Genomic DNA, 15,658 nt, shown 5'->3' with positions numbered 1-15,658 from the left:
TCCCTAAACCCACCAGGAGGGGCCATGAGCGAGAACCCCGAGGATCCACCGCGCGAGTCCGCGGGCGAGGACCGGACGCGGCGCATCGACCGGCCTTCCCCACCCGGCCAGAGTCACCCGCAGCCCGACCCGGACCAGAGCCACACCCAGCAGGGCCAGGGCTACCCCCAGTTCAGCCCGCCACCCGGCCAGAGCTACCCCCAGCCCGGCCAGGGCCAGAGCCACACCCAGCAGAGCCAGAATTACCACCAGCAGGGCCAGGGCTACCCGTCACCCGGTCAGGGTCAGCCGCCCTCCGGCCAGGGATACGGCTACCCGCCTCCCTCGGTCCCTCCGTACGACGTGAGCGGCCACGGCTACCAGAGCGGATACCAGGGCGGCCACCAGGCCGGCTATCCCCAGCCCGGCGCGTACGGCTACGGGTATCAGGCGCCTCCGGGGACGTACGGCCCGCGGCCCGGCAGCGACGACACCACCCTGGCCATGCTCGCCCACCTGCTGGGTCTTCTGACCTGGTTCGTCGGCCCACTGGTGGTGTATCTCGCCAAGAAGGACGAGGCCCCCTACGTACGGGACCAGGCCGCCGAGGCCCTCAACTTCCAGCTCACCCTGATGATCGCCTACGCCGTCTCCTGGATTCTGGCGTTCGTGCTGATCGGCTTCATCCTGATGTTCGTGGTCTGGATCGGATCGATCATCTTTATGATCATCGCCGCCATCGCGGCCAACCGGGGCGAGAACTACCGCTATCCAATGAACATCCGTTTCGTCAGCTGACGAAACGCCGTGTTCTGGCTCAGGACGCGTCTTGCGAGGCGCCGGTCACCCGGCCGGCGCCTCTCGCATGCCCCCGTCCGGCCCTCACCGGGCCCTTGACGCGCCGGTCGCCGCGCTCAGGTTCCCACACGCTCAGGTGAGGTCGCGGACCAGCGCGTCGGCCAGCAGGCGCCCGCGCAGCGTGAGCACCGCGCGGCCCTTCTTGAACGGCTCCACCTCCAGCAGGCCGTCGGCCAGCGCCCGTGCGACCACCGGCGGCCGTTCGAGCTCCTTGAGCGGGAAGCCCTGGACGAGCCTGAGCTCCAGCATCAACCGCTCCACCGTCCTGTCCTCGGGGGTGAGCACCTCCCGCGCGTGCGCGGGTGAGGTGCCGGCGGCCAGGCGCTGGGCGTAGGCGGCGGGGTGCTTGACGTTCCACCACCGGGTGCCGCCGACATGGCTGTGGGCGCCGGGGCCGACCCCCCACCAGTCGCCGCCGGTCCAGTAGAGGAGGTTGTGCCGGCAGCGCCCGGCCTCGGAGGTCGCCCAGTTGGACACCTCGTACCATTCGAACCCGGCCTCGGCCAGCATGGCGTCGGCGATGAGATAGCGGTCGGCGGCCACGTCGTCGTCGGGCATCGGCAGCTCGCCCCGGCGGATCCTGGCGGCCAGCTTGGTGCCGTCCTCCACGATCAGCGAGTAGGCCGACACGTGATCGGGCCCGGCCTCGATCGCCGCGGCCAGCGAGGCCCGCCAGTCGTCGTCGCTCTCCCCCGGTGTGCTGTAGATCAGGTCCAGGTTGACGTGGTCGAATCCCGCCTCCCTCGCCTCCCGTACGGCGTGCGCCGGGCGGCCCGGCGTGTGCCGGCGGTCCAGCACCTGGAGCACGTGCTCACGGGCGCTCTGCATGCCGAAGCTCATCCTGTTGAACCCGCCGGCGCGCAGCTCCGCCAGATAGGCGGGGTCCACGGACTCGGGATTGGCCTCGGTGGTGACCTCCACACCGGCGGCGAGCCCGAACTCCTCCTCGATCGCCCCGAGAATCCGGACCAGATCACCGGCCGCGAGCAGGGTCGGGGTGCCACCGCCGAAGAACACGGTCTCGACCGGGAGGTCCACGTCTCCGAGGTTGGCCCGCGCCCGCCGTACCTCGTCGATGGCGGTGTCGGCGTAGTCCTTGTGCGAGGCGCCGGGACCGAGCTCGGACGCCGTGTAGGTGTTGAAATCGCAGTAACCGCAGCGGGTCACGCAGAAGGGCACGTGGACGTAGAAACCGAAGGGCCGTCCGCCGAGCCCCTGGAGCGCACTGTCGGGAAGCCTGCCTGAGGCCGGTACGGGATCGCCGTCGGGAAGTGTGGATGGCACGGTGCAAGTCTGCCGTCTCCCGTGCCGTGCCCGGTACGGGCCACCGCCGGGCCTGATACGGCCACCGCCATGCCCGGCGCGACCACCGGGCGGGCCCGGTACGGCCTCAACCCTGGGCTCGGAGCCGTCCTCGCGGGACCGCGAGGACGGCTCCGAGCCGCCTATTCGCCTGGCAGAACGGCTCCGGGGCGTGCGGCGGACGGCCGTACACACCCCGGAGTTCCATGCGTCTCGGGTGTCTCAGATTTCGTGTTCGGCCCGCTTGGGCAGGTTGTAGCGCTGGGCGAGGGGGTTCCACAGCTCCAGGAAACTCCGCTTGGCGGCGGTCGCCTTGCCGGAGAAGGCAAGACCACGCTGGTAGTCCTTGTCGCCGCTCCATGCCTTGTCGCAATCGGCGTCCTGGCGAGTCGCCCAGGTGAGGAACGCCTCGTCGGCGTTGAACGAGGCGGTCAGAGCCTCCGTCAGGCGGTTCTTGACCGTGTCTCCGCCGTCGAACGCGCCGGTGTCCAGCGCCTTGACCTGAACCACCTGCTCGCGGCGGGCGTCGGTGACCCGGCGAACCGTCTCGAGGGCCGGGGCCGTGTCGGTGCACGAACGGAGCTGGTTGAGGGCGGGGCCGAGACCCGATCTGGAGCCTCTGCTGTCGGTGAGCAGGGCGTCCAGCACCTTGGCCTGCTGCTCAGCCTGCTTCTCGCTCTCGGGGGAGGCGCTCTTCGAGGGGTCTTCGGCCTCCTGGGACGATCCGGCCTCGGACTCCTGCCCCGAAGTCGCAGCCGTCTCGACACCCGTCACCAGGTTCGGGCCGTCGTCCCGCGCGACGAACCACGCGATCCCGGCGGCGATCATCACCACCAGGACCGACGCGACCACGAGCCACGTCCTGCGTCCCTTTTCCGACCGTTCGCCTCTCTCCCACTCCGGCTGGGGCGGCGGAGCCCAGTTGCCCGGCTGCGGCTCCTGCCAGGCGGGCTGCGATGGTCCCTGCTCCCACGTCTGCTGTGCGGGCTGCCGCGTGGGCTGCTGCCAGTCGGAGGGACCGTGCTGCGGGGGTTGCCGGTCAGCGGCGTCGTGCGATGGAAGCTGATGCCCCGCGGGAGATTCGGGCCGCAGGGCCTGCGAGTGCTGCTGCCAGTCAGAGGGATTTTGCTGCCAGCTGGACGGCGAGGACTGCTGCGAAACCGAGGGGTCCTGCCCCCAAGTGGACGGCGCAGGCTGGTGCGGAACAGGAGGATCCTGGCCCCACGCGGACGGCGAGGGCTGCGGAGTCGAAGAATCCTGCCCCCACCCGGGCGGTGATGACTGCGGAGTCGAAGGATCCTGGCCCCAGGCAGACGGCGAGGGCTGCGGAGCCGAGGGATCCTGCCCCCAGCCGGACGGCGAGGGCTGCTGCGGAACGGAAGGATTCTGCCCCCACCCAGGCGGCGGGGACTGCGGAACAGGAGGATCCTGCCCCCACGCGGGTGGCGGAGACTGCGGAACCCCGGGACTCTGCCCCCAGCCGGACGGCGAGGGCTCCTGCGCCCAGGCGGGCGGTGGAGGCTGTTGTGGAACGGAAGAATCCTGCTCCCAGGGTGGCCGAGGCGGCTGCTGCCGGTCGGCGGAATCGGGCTCCGTGGACGGCGGTGGCTCGTGGGCCGGGGTCCCGCATCGGGGACATAGCGGCAGCCCGTCCAGCTGTGTGCCGCATCGGTTGCAGAAAGCCTGCTCCATATTTCACGAAGGTATCGAAGTAATGGGCCGACTACGCAGCAAATTCCTGCAGACCGTTGACGCATAGATCGGCCAGGTCTACGATCCGGGAAAACTTAAAGGAAAGTTTCCTATAAGTTACTACTCTAAGCAGTGGAGAAGCCCGTGCAGAGACTCCTCCGACACATGATCGCGGCCACTCTCGCCGCAGGTCTCGCGGCGATGGCCGTACCGATCCCGGCCCAGGCCGAAGCCAAAAATCACACCCAGAGCAGCCAGAACCACGATGATCGCTTCAAGCGGGTCGCCTACTTCATCCAGTGGGGCGTCTACGGCCGCAATTACAACGTCAAGGACATGGACGTCAACGGCGCGGCCGCCAAGCTGACCCATGTCAACTACGCCTTCGGGTTCGTCAACGGCGACGGCGACTGTTACTCGGCCGACGCCTGGGCGGACTGGCAGCGCCCCTTGACCGCCGAGCAGAGCGTCGACGGCGTCGCCGACGCCGCGGGGCAGGCGCTGAACGGCAACCTCAACCAGCTGAAGAAGCTCAAGGCCAAGCACCCCGGTCTCAAGGCCCTGATCTCCCTCGGCGGCTGGACCGGCTCGAAATACTTCTCCGACGCGGTGCTGACCCCCGCGGGGCGCGCCAGACTGGCCTCCTCCTGCGTGGACCTGTGGCTCAAGGGCAACCTGCCCGGCACCGCACCCGGTACCGGCGCGGGCGTCTTCGACGGCATCGACCTCGACTGGGAGTGGCCCGGCTCCTCCGGCGAGGTCGGCAACGTCATCCGGCCCGAGGACAAGCGGAACTTCACCCTGTTCGTCACCGAGCTGCGCCGCCAGATGAACGAGTTCAACCGGCAGACCGAGCTGACCGCCTTCCTGCCCGCCGCCGCGGCGAAGATCGACGCGGGCTTCGAGGTCCGCGACGTCTTCAAGCAGCTCACCTTCGCCACCGTCCAGGGCTATGACCTGCACGGCCCGTGGGAGACCATCACCGGTCACAACGGCAACCTTCTCACCGACCGGCGCGACCCCAACCCGGTGAAGTACAGCGTGGACCAGACCGTCCGCGACTATCTGAACCGCGGCGCCCCGGCCAAGAAGATCGTGGTCGGCATCCCGGCCTACGGCCAGGGCTGGACCGGCGTCACCGGTGGCCGTAACGGCCTGTACGGCACCGCCACCGGCCCCGCACCGGGTGTCTGGGCCCCCGGAACCAACGACTACAAGGACCTGGTGAACAAGCCCGGCAAGCGCTACCGCGACCTGCTGACCGGCACCGTGTCCATCTACGACGGCAATGAGTTCTGGTCCTACGACGACCCCGCCACCGTGCTCCAGAAGGCGGCCTACATCCGCCTGAAGGGTCTCGGCGGCTCCATGATGTGGTCCATCGACCAGGACGACACCAAGGCCTCGCTCACCTCGGCGCTCTACAGCATCCTGCGCTGACCCCTGGCCTCCCACAACCGGGCGGGGCCGCAGGTCCTGGGTCGACCTGCGGCCCCGCCCGCACGTTCTTTCTCCGTCACCCCGCGGATCCACGCCCGACGGGATCCCCCGGACTCCGGTCTCGTCCCCGCCTCACGGGGACGGGTTCTGCCTGCGGCACGTGAGCCGAGGCGCGGACGCAGCGGGGCGGCACAGCGGGTTCGCTCCCGCCGTACCGCCCCTGCTCGCTTTTTTGAGCCCGCGGGCCTTCGAGGAGGCCCGACCTTCTTGAAGGCGCCGGCCGCCTACTTCTTGGACTTGTCGACGGAGGACTCGGTGGACAGCGCGGCGACGAAGGCCTCCTGGGGGACCTCCACCCGGCCGACCATCTTCATCCGCTTCTTGCCCTCCTTCTGCTTCTCCAGCAGCTTGCGCTTCCGCGAGATGTCACCGCCGTAGCACTTGGCGAGGACGTCCTTGCGGATGGCGCGGATGTTCTCACGGGCGATGACGCGGGCGCCGATGGCGGCCTGGATCGGCACCTCGAACTGCTGCCTGGGGATCAGCTCGCGGAGCTTCTTGGCCATCTCGACGCCGTAGGCGTAGGACTTCTCACGGTGGACGATGGCGCTGAAGGCGTCCACGGCCTCGCCCTGGAGCAGGATGTCGACCTTGACCAGGTCGGCCTCCAGCTCGCCCGTGGGCTCGTAGTCCAGCGAGGCGTAGCCGCGCGTGCGGGACTTGAGCTGGTCGAAGAAGTCAAAGATGATCTCGCCGAGCGGCATGGCGTAGCGGATCTCGACGCGGTCCTCCGACAGGTAGTCCATGCCCATCAGGGTGCCGCGGCGGTTCTGGCAGAGCTCCATGATCGTGCCGATGAACTCCGACGGGATCAGGACGGTTGTCCTCACCATCGGCTCGAAGACCTTGTCGACCTTGCCCGAGGGGAACTCCGAGGGGTTGGTGACGACGATCTCCTTGCCGTCCTCCATGATCACTCGGTAGATCACGTTGGGCGCGGTGGAGATGAGCGAGAGGTTGAACTCGCGCTCCAGCCGCTCACGGACGATCTCCATGTGGAGCAGGCCGAGGAAGCCGCAGCGGAAGCCGAACCCGAGGGCCGCCGAGGTCTCCGGCTCGTAGACCAGGGCGGCGTCGTTGAGCTGGAGCTTGTCCAGGGCCTCGCGGAGCTCGGGGTAGTCGTCACCGTCGATCGGGTAGAGGCCCGAGAACACCATCGGCTTGGGATGGTCGTAACCGGCGAGCGCCTCATCGGCCGGCCTCGTGCCGGAGGTGACCGTGTCACCTACCCGTGACTGACGGACGTCCTTCACGCCGGTGATCAGATAACCGACCTCGCCGACGCCCAGACCCTTGTCCGCGATCTTCGGCTCGGGCGAGATGACCCCGATCTCCAGGGTCTCGTGGTTCACGCCGCTGGACATCATCATGATGCGCTCGCGCTTGCCCAGGTGCCCGTCGATGACCCGGACGTAGGTGATCACGCCACGGTAGGAGTCGTAGACGGAGTCGAAGATCAGCGCGCGGGCGGGGGCGTCGGCGGCGCCGACCGGAGCCGGAACGTTCTTGACGACGTGGTCCAGAAGCTCCCTGACCCCGATGCCGGTCTTGCCGGAGACCTTCAGCACGTCCTCCGGCTCGCAACCCAGGAGATGGACGATCTCCGCCGCGTACTTCTCCGGCTGGGCGGCGGGCAGGTCGATCTTGTTGAGCACCGGGATGATCGTCATGTCGTTGTTCATGGCCAGGTAGAGGTTGGCCAGCGTCTGCGCCTCGATCCCCTGGGCCGCGTCGACCAGCAGGATCGCGCCCTCGCATGCCTGGAGGGACCGGGACACCTCGTAGGTGAAGTCGACGTGCCCCGGGGTGTCGATCATGTTGAGCACGTAGTCGGTCTCGTCGACCTTCCAGGGCAGCCGGACCGCCTGCGACTTGATGGTGATGCCGCGCTCGCGCTCGATGTCCATCCGATCGAGGTACTGGGCGCGCATGGAACGGTCGTCGACGACGCCGGTGATCTGCAGCATACGGTCGGCGAGCGTGGACTTGCCGTGGTCGATATGCGCAATGATGCAGAAGTTGCGGATCACCGCGGGATCGGTCTGGCCAGGCTGAATGCGCACCGGTGTCCGTTTCGACGGGATTGATGACGATCGACGACTGGCATACCAGCCGTCTTCCATGGTGACATGTCCGGGTGATTGCCCGGACCAGAGCACGGCGCGGCCTGCGGTTTCTCGTGACGGTGGCGGCCTTGCTCCTTGCGTTGCCAGGGGTGGCCGTGGCCATCCTCTCAATCCAGTTTACCGGGACACCCGCTTCATGGGCGAAGACGACGGGCCACGATGCCCTGTGGCTCGGCCACGCATGGGTTGACGGCCGCAAGACCGCCGACGATGTGAAGAAGCTGGCTACGCGACTTCGAAAGACGGGGATTAGTGACGTATACGTACATTCAGGACCATTTAACTCCGATGGGACGTTGCCTCCCGCCCTCTATCCCAACGCCGCGAACTTCCTGAAGTGGTGGCGCGCCGAGCTGCCGAAGGTCCGGGTGTCACCCTGGCTCGGCCAGAAGGTCGACGGCACCCTGGACCTCGACGACCCGGCCACCAGGCAGCGGGTCCTGGACGGAGTGCGCACGATCATGGCGCTCGGCTTCGACGGCGTGCACTACAACTTCGAACCGATCGGCAGCGGCGACACCGAGTTCCTCGACCTGCTGACCAAGACCCGCGCGATCATCGGCAACCACCTGCTCTCCACCTCGACCCCGCAGATCGAGCCGTTCCCCCTCACCCGTCCGATCCTCCGCGCCGTCGTCGGCCGCGACAAATATTGGTCACCCGACTACTTCCGCCAGGTCGCGGCCCTCACCGACCAGGTGGCGATCATGACCTACGACACCTATCTCCCCTTCAAGGGGACCTACGGCGGTTACGTCGTACGGCAGGCCACGATGGCGCTGGAGCTCGTCTCCGACGAGAAGACCCTTCTGATCGGTGCCCCCGCCTACCACGACCACGGTCTCTCGTGGCTCGACGAGGCCGAGAGCGTCGAGGGCGCGGCCCAGGGCGCGCGACTCGCACTGACCGCCCACGGCGTGCCACGCGAGCGGTTCGGGCTGGCGCTCTACGTCGACTTCGCCGCCACCGAGGAAGATTGGAAGGAGTACGACCGATTCTGGTCACACCCATGACGACCACACGGTAAACTGATCAGGCATCCCTCTGTCCAGGTTGTCGATTTGAGCGACGACCTGTGATGTTGGTAGCCTAATCAACTGCGTGTGGCGCGCCCTCTCTGCCCGCGCGCCCCATCCGACGACATTCACCGAGGCTTCTTCGTGGCGAACATCAAGTCCCAGATCAAGCGCAACCGGCAGAACGAGAAGGCCCGGCTGCGTAACAAGGCTGTCAAGTCGTCTCTCAAGACGGCTGTCCGTAAGTTCCGCGAGGCCGCCGAGCAGGGCAACGCCGACGAGGCCGTTGTGCTGATGCGCGTCGCCTCTCGCCAGCTGGACAAGGCTGCCAGCAAGGGCGTCATCCACAAAAACCAGGCTGCCAACCGCAAGTCGGCGATCGCCCAGCGCGTCGCCGAACTGTCGGCCGCCAAGTAACACCGAGTTCCCGCGGACGCCGCATCCCCACCAGGGGTGCGGCGTTTCGGCATTCCACGACGGCCGGCGAACCTCCTCGCGGAGGCCGCGGCCCGGTTCTCCATGCCGCGGAGACCCTTGAGCCGCTGTCCGTCATCCGGCGCTTCGGAACCGGAGGAACACGCGCGTGATCACTTGACGGGCGTGGAGGCTCCGGCATCGGGATCGCGCAGGCCGACGCAGTCCAGGGCCCAGAAAATCTCGGAGTAAACGAGAGTGCCGGTCATCCACGGCTCATGGGCGGACAGCCGGGCGACCTGGAACCCGGGAGCCGGGATACGCAGCGACGGCGAGCGGAAACCCACCGCGTCGGCACGCTCGAAGCCGCGCCTGCCGTAGTAGTGCGGCGAGCCTTCGAGGAAGAGCAACGGCACTCCCCGCCGATCGGCCGCGGCCAGGGCGTGCCCGACAAGCCGGCTGCCGATACCCCTGCGCTGGAACTCCGGGAGCACGCCCAAGGGCGAGAGAACGAGAACATCCACGATCCTGGCCGGGGCGTCGAGCCGGCTCGCGCTCAGCAGGACGTGACCGACGACCCGGTCGCCGAGCGTGGCGACGAAGGACATCGGCGGCAGGGGCGCGTCTGCGGCGCGGAGCGCGTCCGCGAGATCGGGAACCCGCTGACCGTCTCCGAAGGCACGCTCATGAAGCTCGCGCACGTCCTGATGGTCGCTGTCCGTCTCCCACCGGATCAGCAACTCCGCGCCGCCGGGGTGGGTTCCTGAAGCGCCGGGCGCCTGGTCCGCTGTCACGACTGCGAGCGTAGGCGGTACCACTCACCCACACCACGCATTTTTCAGGCCGCGCAGCCCGTCCGCCGACTCGTACGCGTTCACCGTCGGTTTCCGGTGACGGTCCCGGTCTCAGATCCAGACCTCAACGACCGTTACGGTTGGCGACGACGGTCTGGATCATGTGTTCCAGTGCGTAGGCCGGATCGGCACCGCCGCCCTTGACCTGTTCGTCGGCGACGGCGGCGGCCTGGATCGCACGGGCGAGACCGTCTGGACCCCATCCGTTCAGCTGCCGCTGGACCCGGTCGATCTTCCAGGGCGGCATGCCGAGGTGACTGGCGAGCTGACCGCCCCGCAGATTGCGCGGGGCGTCGCCCACCTTCGCCAACGACCGCAACCCCCCGGCAAGCGCGCTCACCAGCAGGACCGGAGCCGTTCCCGTGCCCAGCGCCCAGCGCAGCTGCTCCAGGGCCTCGCTCAGCCGGCCCTCCACGGCCGAGTCGGCCACGGTGAACCCGCTGACCTCGGCCCGGCCCCGGTGATAACGGGCCACCGCGGCCTCGTCGATCGTCTTACCCGGAGTGTCGAAGGCGAGCTGGCTACAGGCGGCGGCGAGCTCTCGCAGATCATTTCCCACGGCATCGAGCAGCGCCGCGGCGGCGTCACCGCCGATGGTCCGCCCGGCCCGCTTCACCTCGGCCTTGACGAACGCGAGCCGTTCGGCCGGTTTGGTCAGCTTGGTGACGGTGACCACCTGAGCGCCGGCCTTCTTCACCCCGTCGACCAGGGCCTTCCCCTTGACCCCTCCCGGATGGACGAGAACCAGCACGGTCTCCTCTCCCGGATGCGCGGCATAGGCGAGAACCTCGGCGATGACGTCCTTGACGAGGTCCTGGGCCGAGCGGATGGCCACCACCGACCTGTCGCCGAACAACGAAGGCGACGTCATCCGGGTGAGCTCTCCGCGCTCCAGCTTCGAACCGGGCAGGTCGTGCACCTCGGCGGTCGGGTCCGCCGCCTTGACCGCCGCGATCACCTCGCTCACCGCGCGGTCGGCGAGCAACTCCTCATCGCCGAGGATCAGGATCACGGGTGCTGGATCGATTGCCGCCATGTCGAGAGCATGCCACGTGTCGGCGACCGGATCCCAACCGTCAAGTCGTTCGCAATCGGAATGCAGGCGAGAGGAGGCAGTCTTATAACCACACAGGAGGTGAAAACAATGACGAAGTCCACTACCTGCCGCCACGCCTGCCCGCGCTGCGGAACGACCCTCGACGAGGGTCCCATCATGTATCGCTGCGCTCCTTGCAGCCGCTCGGTCTACGCCGCCGACGTGAACACCGAGTTCCGCCGCCCGGCCAAGGCCTCGCGCTAGGTCCCATGCCCGCGCCATGACCGTCTGCCGATCCTTCTTACGAAAACGGCGCGTCGGGCGAGCCTGTCCGCGACATCTGGGACAGCTATCACAACCGCGACTCCGCACCCCTTGGCCGCACGGTGACCGACCCCTGGCCGAGGCGCGGACCGCGAGGCGAAGGCCGCAGCACCAGACCGATCACGCCGTGATCCCCGTATGTGCCGCCGCAGCCGAGGCGATCCGCTCCCCCTCGAACCACGCGCACGGGATCCACGCGGCTCACGACCGTCCTGACAACGGATCGGCACGCGTGCCCTGAAGCGGCTCCGGCCAACAACGTCTTGACGTCGTGGCCGATGTCGAGAACCCACCACCCGCTCCGACTTTCCTGCGAGCGGTGCCCGTACGGCATCGCATCGGTCCCCCGTGGACGAGGAAAGGGAGCGCCATGCATGACACGACGTCAACGGATACCGGTCTGCGAGCCGGGCGGAGAGAGTGGCTGGGGCTGGCCGTACTGGTCTTGCCGACCCTGCTGGTGGCCCTGGAAATCAACGTGCTCTTCCTGGCCCTCCCCCATCTCAGCGTGGATCTGGGGGCCGGCGGCGTCCAGCAGCTGTGGATCACTGACATCTACGGGTTCATGGTCGCCGGACTCGTCATCACGATGGGAACGCTCGGCGACCGAATCGGCCGCCGCAAACTCCTGCTGATCGGTGGGGGCGCGTTCGCCCTCCTCTCTTTGCCGGCCGCCTACTCCACCAGTCCTGAAATGCTGATCGCGACGCGGACGCTGCTCGGGATCGCCGGCGCCACGCTGATGCCCTCCACCCTGGCGTTGATCGTCAACATGTTCCGAGACGACACGCAGCGAGGCGTGGCCATCGCGGTGTGGGCGACCTGCCAGTTCGCCGGTGCCGCTCTCGGCCCGGTCCTCGGCGGGCTGCTCCTTGAGCACTTCTGGTGGGGCTCGGTGTTCCTGCTGGCCGTACCGCTCATGGGCGTGTTGGTTCTCGTGGGTCCGGTGCTGCTGCCCGAACATCGCAATCGTGACGCCGGGCGGCTGGATCTCACCAGCGTCGCCCTGTCCCTGGCCGCGATCCTGCCGATCACCTACGGCATCAAGCGCCTCGTCGCCGACACCACGACCACGGTCATGCCCATCGCCGCACTCGTCGTGGGAGCGGTGTGCGGGGTGGTTTTCGTGCGCCGGCAACTACGACTGGACGATCCGCTGCTGGACCTGCGCCTGCTCTCCCAACGCTCCCTCAGCCTCGTGTTGACGACCCTGGCACTCGCCGGAGTCGCCATGGCCGGAACGGGACTGCTGGTCACCCAGTATCTGCAGACGGTGCTCGGATATTCACCGGCCGAGTCCGCACTGTGGTTCGCGCCCATGGGACTCGCCGTCGCCCTCGGCGTCACGCTGACCCCCGTCATCGCCCGATCGGTGGCGCCCCCGACGGCCATCGCCTCGGGACTTGCGCTCTCCGCCGTCGGCGCCGCACTGCTCACCCGGCTCGACAGCACCAACGGACTGGGCCTCACAGTGATCGCCATCACCGTCCTCGCCCTGGGGACCGGCCCGCTGTTCGCCCTGGGCACCGGCATCGTCGTCGGATCGGCCCCGCCGGAAAGGGCCGGAGCGGCGGCCGCGATGTCGGAGACCAGCAACTACTTCGGCGGAACCCTGGGCCTGGCCATCCTGGGCACCGTCGGAGCCGCGATCTACCGGCACCGCATGGCCGACGCCATCCCCGCCGGCATGGCCGCCGAAGCAGCGCAGAACGCCCGCGAAAGCGTCGCCGGCGCCACCGCCACCGCCGCGGACCTGCCCGGCGTAGACGCCACCGGCCTGGTCCACGCGGCGCACGACGCCTTCGCCAGCGGAATCAACGCCGTCGGCCTGATCGGCGGGATCATCTTCGCCGTCCTCGCGATCCTCATCGCCACCCGGCTCCGCTGAGAGGACCTCGGCGAAACCCGGCCCGGACGTGGTCCGGCGAACGCTCGACGACCTGGCCCTGTCTGTCTTCACGCCCCGGAAGGGTGCTCCTCGAACCCGTCAACGCTGCTGAGCTTCTTGATCGTTGACTGCTACCCGCATCTCGATCGTTGACTGCTACCCGCATCCGTCGTCAAGCGGCGCCTTTTGCGGACCTGGCCAGTCTTCCGCCGCTTGATCGCCACCGATATCGGCTCATCCCGTGCCCATGGGATGAGCCGGGCTAGTGACCGCGGGAGACGACGGACAGGGCTCCGTCGCGGGCCACCACGGCGAGGTCGCCCGACAGGTCCGTCCGATAAATTCGCGCACCGAGCCGGTGCAGCTGGGCCAGGGTCGACGGGGCCGGATGGCCGTAGTCGTTGTCCGCTCCGACGCTGATCAGAGCCGCACGGGCACCGGACGCCGCGAAGAAAGCGGGATCGTATCGACCGGATCCGTGATGAGGGACCTTGAAAATCTCGGCAGGGGGCAGGCCCCGCCGCAGCAGCTCTGCCTGGGCCTCGGTCTCAACATCACCACTGAGTAGCGCCGCCCCGGCCGCCCAGCGCACGTGCACCACGACGCTGGCGTTGTTGACGTCCGCCCCCTCTCCCGCCCCCTGCGGGGACGTCTCGGCCGGCGGGCCGATGATCGTGAGCTCGGAGGGGCCCAACCGCCATCCCGCATCCGGTCGGGCCGCCCACTCGACGACTCGGTGACGGGCCAGATCACTGCTCAGCCTGGCGCTCTCGCGATCCCCGACCCTCTGTGGGGTCACGACCACCGCCCCCACCTCCCGCCCCCGGAAAACCCCGTCCAGCCCACCGATATGGTCGGCGTGCGGATGGGTCAGGATGACCAGCGGCACCTCTCTGACACCCATCGAACGCAGGCACCGATCCATCAGCACCGGGTCGGGCCCCGCATCCACCACCACGGCCCGGCCGGGCCCCGCCGCGACCAGCAGCGCGTCTCCCTGGCCGACGTCGCACATCACCAGCAACCAGTCTCGGGGCGGCCAGCGGGTCACGATCGGCGCGGTCACGGCTACCGCTGCGATCGCTCCTCCCGCCACGGCCAGGAGGATCCAGCGCGGCCGCCGATGTCGCAGCGCCAGCACCGCGACCGGGGCGGCGACGGCCAGCGCGATCAGCCCGGTGACACCACCCGGCCATGGGATCACGGCCAGCGGGAGTCCGGCTGCGTGCTCCGCCACCCCGATGATCCATCCGGTGGCCAGACCCGCCGGGCGGACCAGCAGCTGAGCGGTCCCCATGTGCACCGGTGCGACCAGCGCCGCGACGACGCCCAGCAGGGTGGCGGGTGCGACGGCGGGACCCGCCAGCAGGTTGGCCGGGATCGCCACCGGCGTGAGCTGTCCCGACATGAGGACCAGCACCGGGGTGACGGCGGCCTGGGCCGCCGCCGCCACGGCGGTCGCCTCGGCGGCCCATCGCGGCATTCGCCTCGAAAGCCGATCCCGCCAGCGGGGAGCGAGAACCAGGATGCCCGCGGTGGCGCAGACCGACAGGGCGAAACCGTAGGACCGGGCGAGGGCCGGGTCGAAGAAGATCAGCCCCAGGACGGTCGCCGACAGGGCCGCGACACCGTCACGCACACGGCCCGTGCCGAGCGCCACGGCTGCGACGCCGCCCATAAGAAGGGCGCGGAGCACGCTGGGCGATGGGCGGGCGACCACCGCGAAGGCGAGCATGGCCAGCGCGGCCAGCACCGCCCTGGCCGCGAGAGGGAGCCCCGCCGTCCTGGCCAGCGCGACCGCGGCTCCGGCCACGATCGCCAGATTCGCTCCGGAAACCGCGGTGAGGTGGCTGAGCCCGGCTTCCTTGAAGTCGGCTCTGACCTGCTCGTCCATGCGCGACACGTCACCGACCACCAGGCCCGGCAACAGACCGCGCTGGGCCGTTGGCAGCACTCCGGCCGCTTCCCTCAAGCCTGACCGGAGCGCCTCGGCCACTCCCTGCATCCACGAGGGCCCGCTCAGAACTCGCGGTGGCCCCCGGACCAGCACTATCCCGGCGAGCAGCTCGCCGGGGTTGGGCGGGGCGAACCGCCCGGTGACCGCGATTCGCTGGCTGGGCAGCAGTGAACGCCACTCCCCTCCCGAGGCGAACAGCACCACCGGAGCCCGCAACGCCACCCTGTCCGCCCCCGCCCCGATCGATTCGACCCGAGCGGAGACCACAAAGCCCTCCCGCCGAAACAGCCCGCCGTGCTGCGGCAACGCCCGGGGATCGTCGGTCACCACTGCTTCCATCACCGTCGAGGCCCGCTGCTCCACCAGCTCGGCCACCGGTCCCGTGCTGACCGCGTGCACCCGGAAGGCCGTCGTCCCGGCGACGGCGGCCACGCATCCCAGCACCGCCACCACGACGTTCCGCCAGCCCGCGATTCCCTCGGCGGGAACCATGACGACCACGACGAGCATGCCCGCGAGCGCCACCACGGCCGCCACCGCACCGGCCGAGGTGGAGCAGTCCAGCAAGGTGAGGGCGGTGGCCCATGAGGCAAGAGCCGGCAGCACCAGGTGAAGGGTGTGTGCGCGCCAGCCCTTCTCCGCGACATCACCGTCATGGACCACGGCAGACGCGCTGAACCGCGTCATGGCCCCGGCCCACGCTGATGAGACG

General features: G+C 68.9%; 12 protein-coding genes. 6 read left to right on the top strand and 6 right to left on the bottom strand.

What is annotated here, in order from left to right; translation table 11 throughout:
• The first annotated feature begins 24 nt into the window (after positions 1-24).
• On the top strand, positions 25-777 hold the full coding sequence (locus DKM19_RS09195; RefSeq protein ID WP_110695330.1) for a DUF4870 domain-containing protein: 753 nt from the start codon (positions 25-27) through the stop codon (positions 775-777).
• Positions 778-909: 132 nt separating this feature from the next.
• On the opposite strand, the gene hemW is transcribed toward DKM19_RS09195, so the two are convergent.
• Entirely contained in the window at positions 910-2,121 is a 1,212-nt protein-coding gene (gene hemW / locus DKM19_RS09190) for a radical SAM family heme chaperone HemW (RefSeq protein WP_089209452.1), read from the bottom strand.
• A gap of 240 nt (positions 2,122-2,361) precedes the next feature.
• Positions 2,362-2,991: a hypothetical protein gene (locus DKM19_RS09185; protein ID WP_110695329.1), complete on the bottom strand. Its 630-nt coding sequence runs from the start codon at positions 2,989-2,991 to the stop codon at positions 2,362-2,364.
• 984 nt (positions 2,992-3,975) lie between these two features.
• Between DKM19_RS09185 and DKM19_RS09180 the strand changes: the two genes are divergently transcribed.
• Complete coding sequence (locus DKM19_RS09180) at positions 3,976-5,271, top strand: glycoside hydrolase family 18 protein (protein WP_204358720.1); 1,296 nt, start codon at positions 3,976-3,978, stop codon at positions 5,269-5,271.
• Positions 5,272-5,555: 284 nt separating this feature from the next.
• Here the strand turns inward: DKM19_RS09180 and lepA are convergent, their stop codons facing one another.
• The gene (gene lepA, locus DKM19_RS09175) at positions 5,556-7,394 is read right to left on the bottom strand and encodes a translation elongation factor 4 (protein WP_110695328.1); all 1,839 of its coding nucleotides are present in this window, start codon (positions 7,392-7,394) and stop codon (positions 5,556-5,558) included.
• A gap of 359 nt (positions 7,395-7,753) precedes the next feature.
• On the opposite strand from lepA, the gene DKM19_RS09170 reads away from it, so the two are divergent.
• Positions 7,754-8,470: a hypothetical protein gene (locus DKM19_RS09170; RefSeq protein WP_239514164.1), complete on the top strand. Its 717-nt coding sequence runs from the start codon at positions 7,754-7,756 to the stop codon at positions 8,468-8,470.
• 147 nt (positions 8,471-8,617) lie between these two features.
• Positions 8,618-8,890 (top strand): 30S ribosomal protein S20, encoded by a 273-nt coding sequence (gene rpsT, locus DKM19_RS09165; protein WP_089209456.1) that lies wholly within the window; start codon positions 8,618-8,620, stop codon positions 8,888-8,890.
• Between the two features lie 170 nt (positions 8,891-9,060).
• Here rpsT and DKM19_RS09160 read toward each other — a convergent pair whose 3' ends face one another.
• Both DKM19_RS09160 and holA read right to left on the bottom strand, forming a co-directional pair.
• Complete coding sequence (locus DKM19_RS09160) at positions 9,061-9,681, bottom strand: GNAT family N-acetyltransferase (RefSeq protein WP_204358719.1); 621 nt, start codon at positions 9,679-9,681, stop codon at positions 9,061-9,063.
• Between the two features lie 124 nt (positions 9,682-9,805).
• Positions 9,806-10,777 (bottom strand): DNA polymerase III subunit delta, encoded by a 972-nt coding sequence (gene holA, locus DKM19_RS09155; protein ID WP_110695326.1) that lies wholly within the window; start codon positions 10,775-10,777, stop codon positions 9,806-9,808.
• 108 nt (positions 10,778-10,885) lie between these two features.
• Here holA and DKM19_RS50560 point away from each other — a divergent pair, with 108 nt between their 5' ends.
• Positions 10,886-11,041: a hypothetical protein gene (locus DKM19_RS50560; RefSeq protein WP_204358718.1), complete on the top strand. Its 156-nt coding sequence runs from the start codon at positions 10,886-10,888 to the stop codon at positions 11,039-11,041.
• A gap of 430 nt (positions 11,042-11,471) precedes the next feature.
• Complete coding sequence (locus DKM19_RS09150) at positions 11,472-12,989, top strand: MFS transporter (protein WP_110695325.1); 1,518 nt, start codon at positions 11,472-11,474, stop codon at positions 12,987-12,989.
• 262 nt (positions 12,990-13,251) lie between these two features.
• Here DKM19_RS09150 and DKM19_RS09145 read toward each other — a convergent pair whose 3' ends face one another.
• On the bottom strand, positions 13,252-15,633 hold the full coding sequence (locus DKM19_RS09145; RefSeq protein WP_110695324.1) for a ComEC/Rec2 family competence protein: 2,382 nt from the start codon (positions 15,631-15,633) through the stop codon (positions 13,252-13,254).
• Between the last annotated feature and the right edge of the window lie 25 nt (positions 15,634-15,658).

Source organism: Streptosporangium sp. 'caverna' (assembly GCF_003203775.1).
In the GTDB taxonomy this organism is placed as follows: domain Bacteria; phylum Actinomycetota; class Actinomycetes; order Streptosporangiales; family Streptosporangiaceae; genus Streptosporangium; species Streptosporangium subroseum.
This window is presented reverse-complemented; position numbering and strand designations above follow the sequence as displayed.

Bases quoted from the DNA above. Each gene is read 5' to 3' on its own strand.
- DKM19_RS09195 (WP_110695330.1), top strand. From the start codon at position 25: ATGAGCGAGAACCCCGAGGATCCACCGCGCGAGTCCGCGGGCGAGGAC.
- holA (WP_110695326.1), bottom strand. From the start codon at position 10,777: ATGGCGGCAATCGATCCAGCACCCGTGATCCTGATCCTCGGCGATGAG.
- DKM19_RS50560 (WP_204358718.1), top strand. From the start codon at position 10,886: ATGACGAAGTCCACTACCTGCCGCCACGCCTGCCCGCGCTGCGGAACG.
- DKM19_RS09150 (WP_110695325.1), top strand. From the start codon at position 11,472: ATGCATGACACGACGTCAACGGATACCGGTCTGCGAGCCGGGCGGAGA.
- DKM19_RS09145 (WP_110695324.1), bottom strand. From the start codon at position 15,633: ATGACGCGGTTCAGCGCGTCTGCCGTGGTCCATGACGGTGATGTCGCG.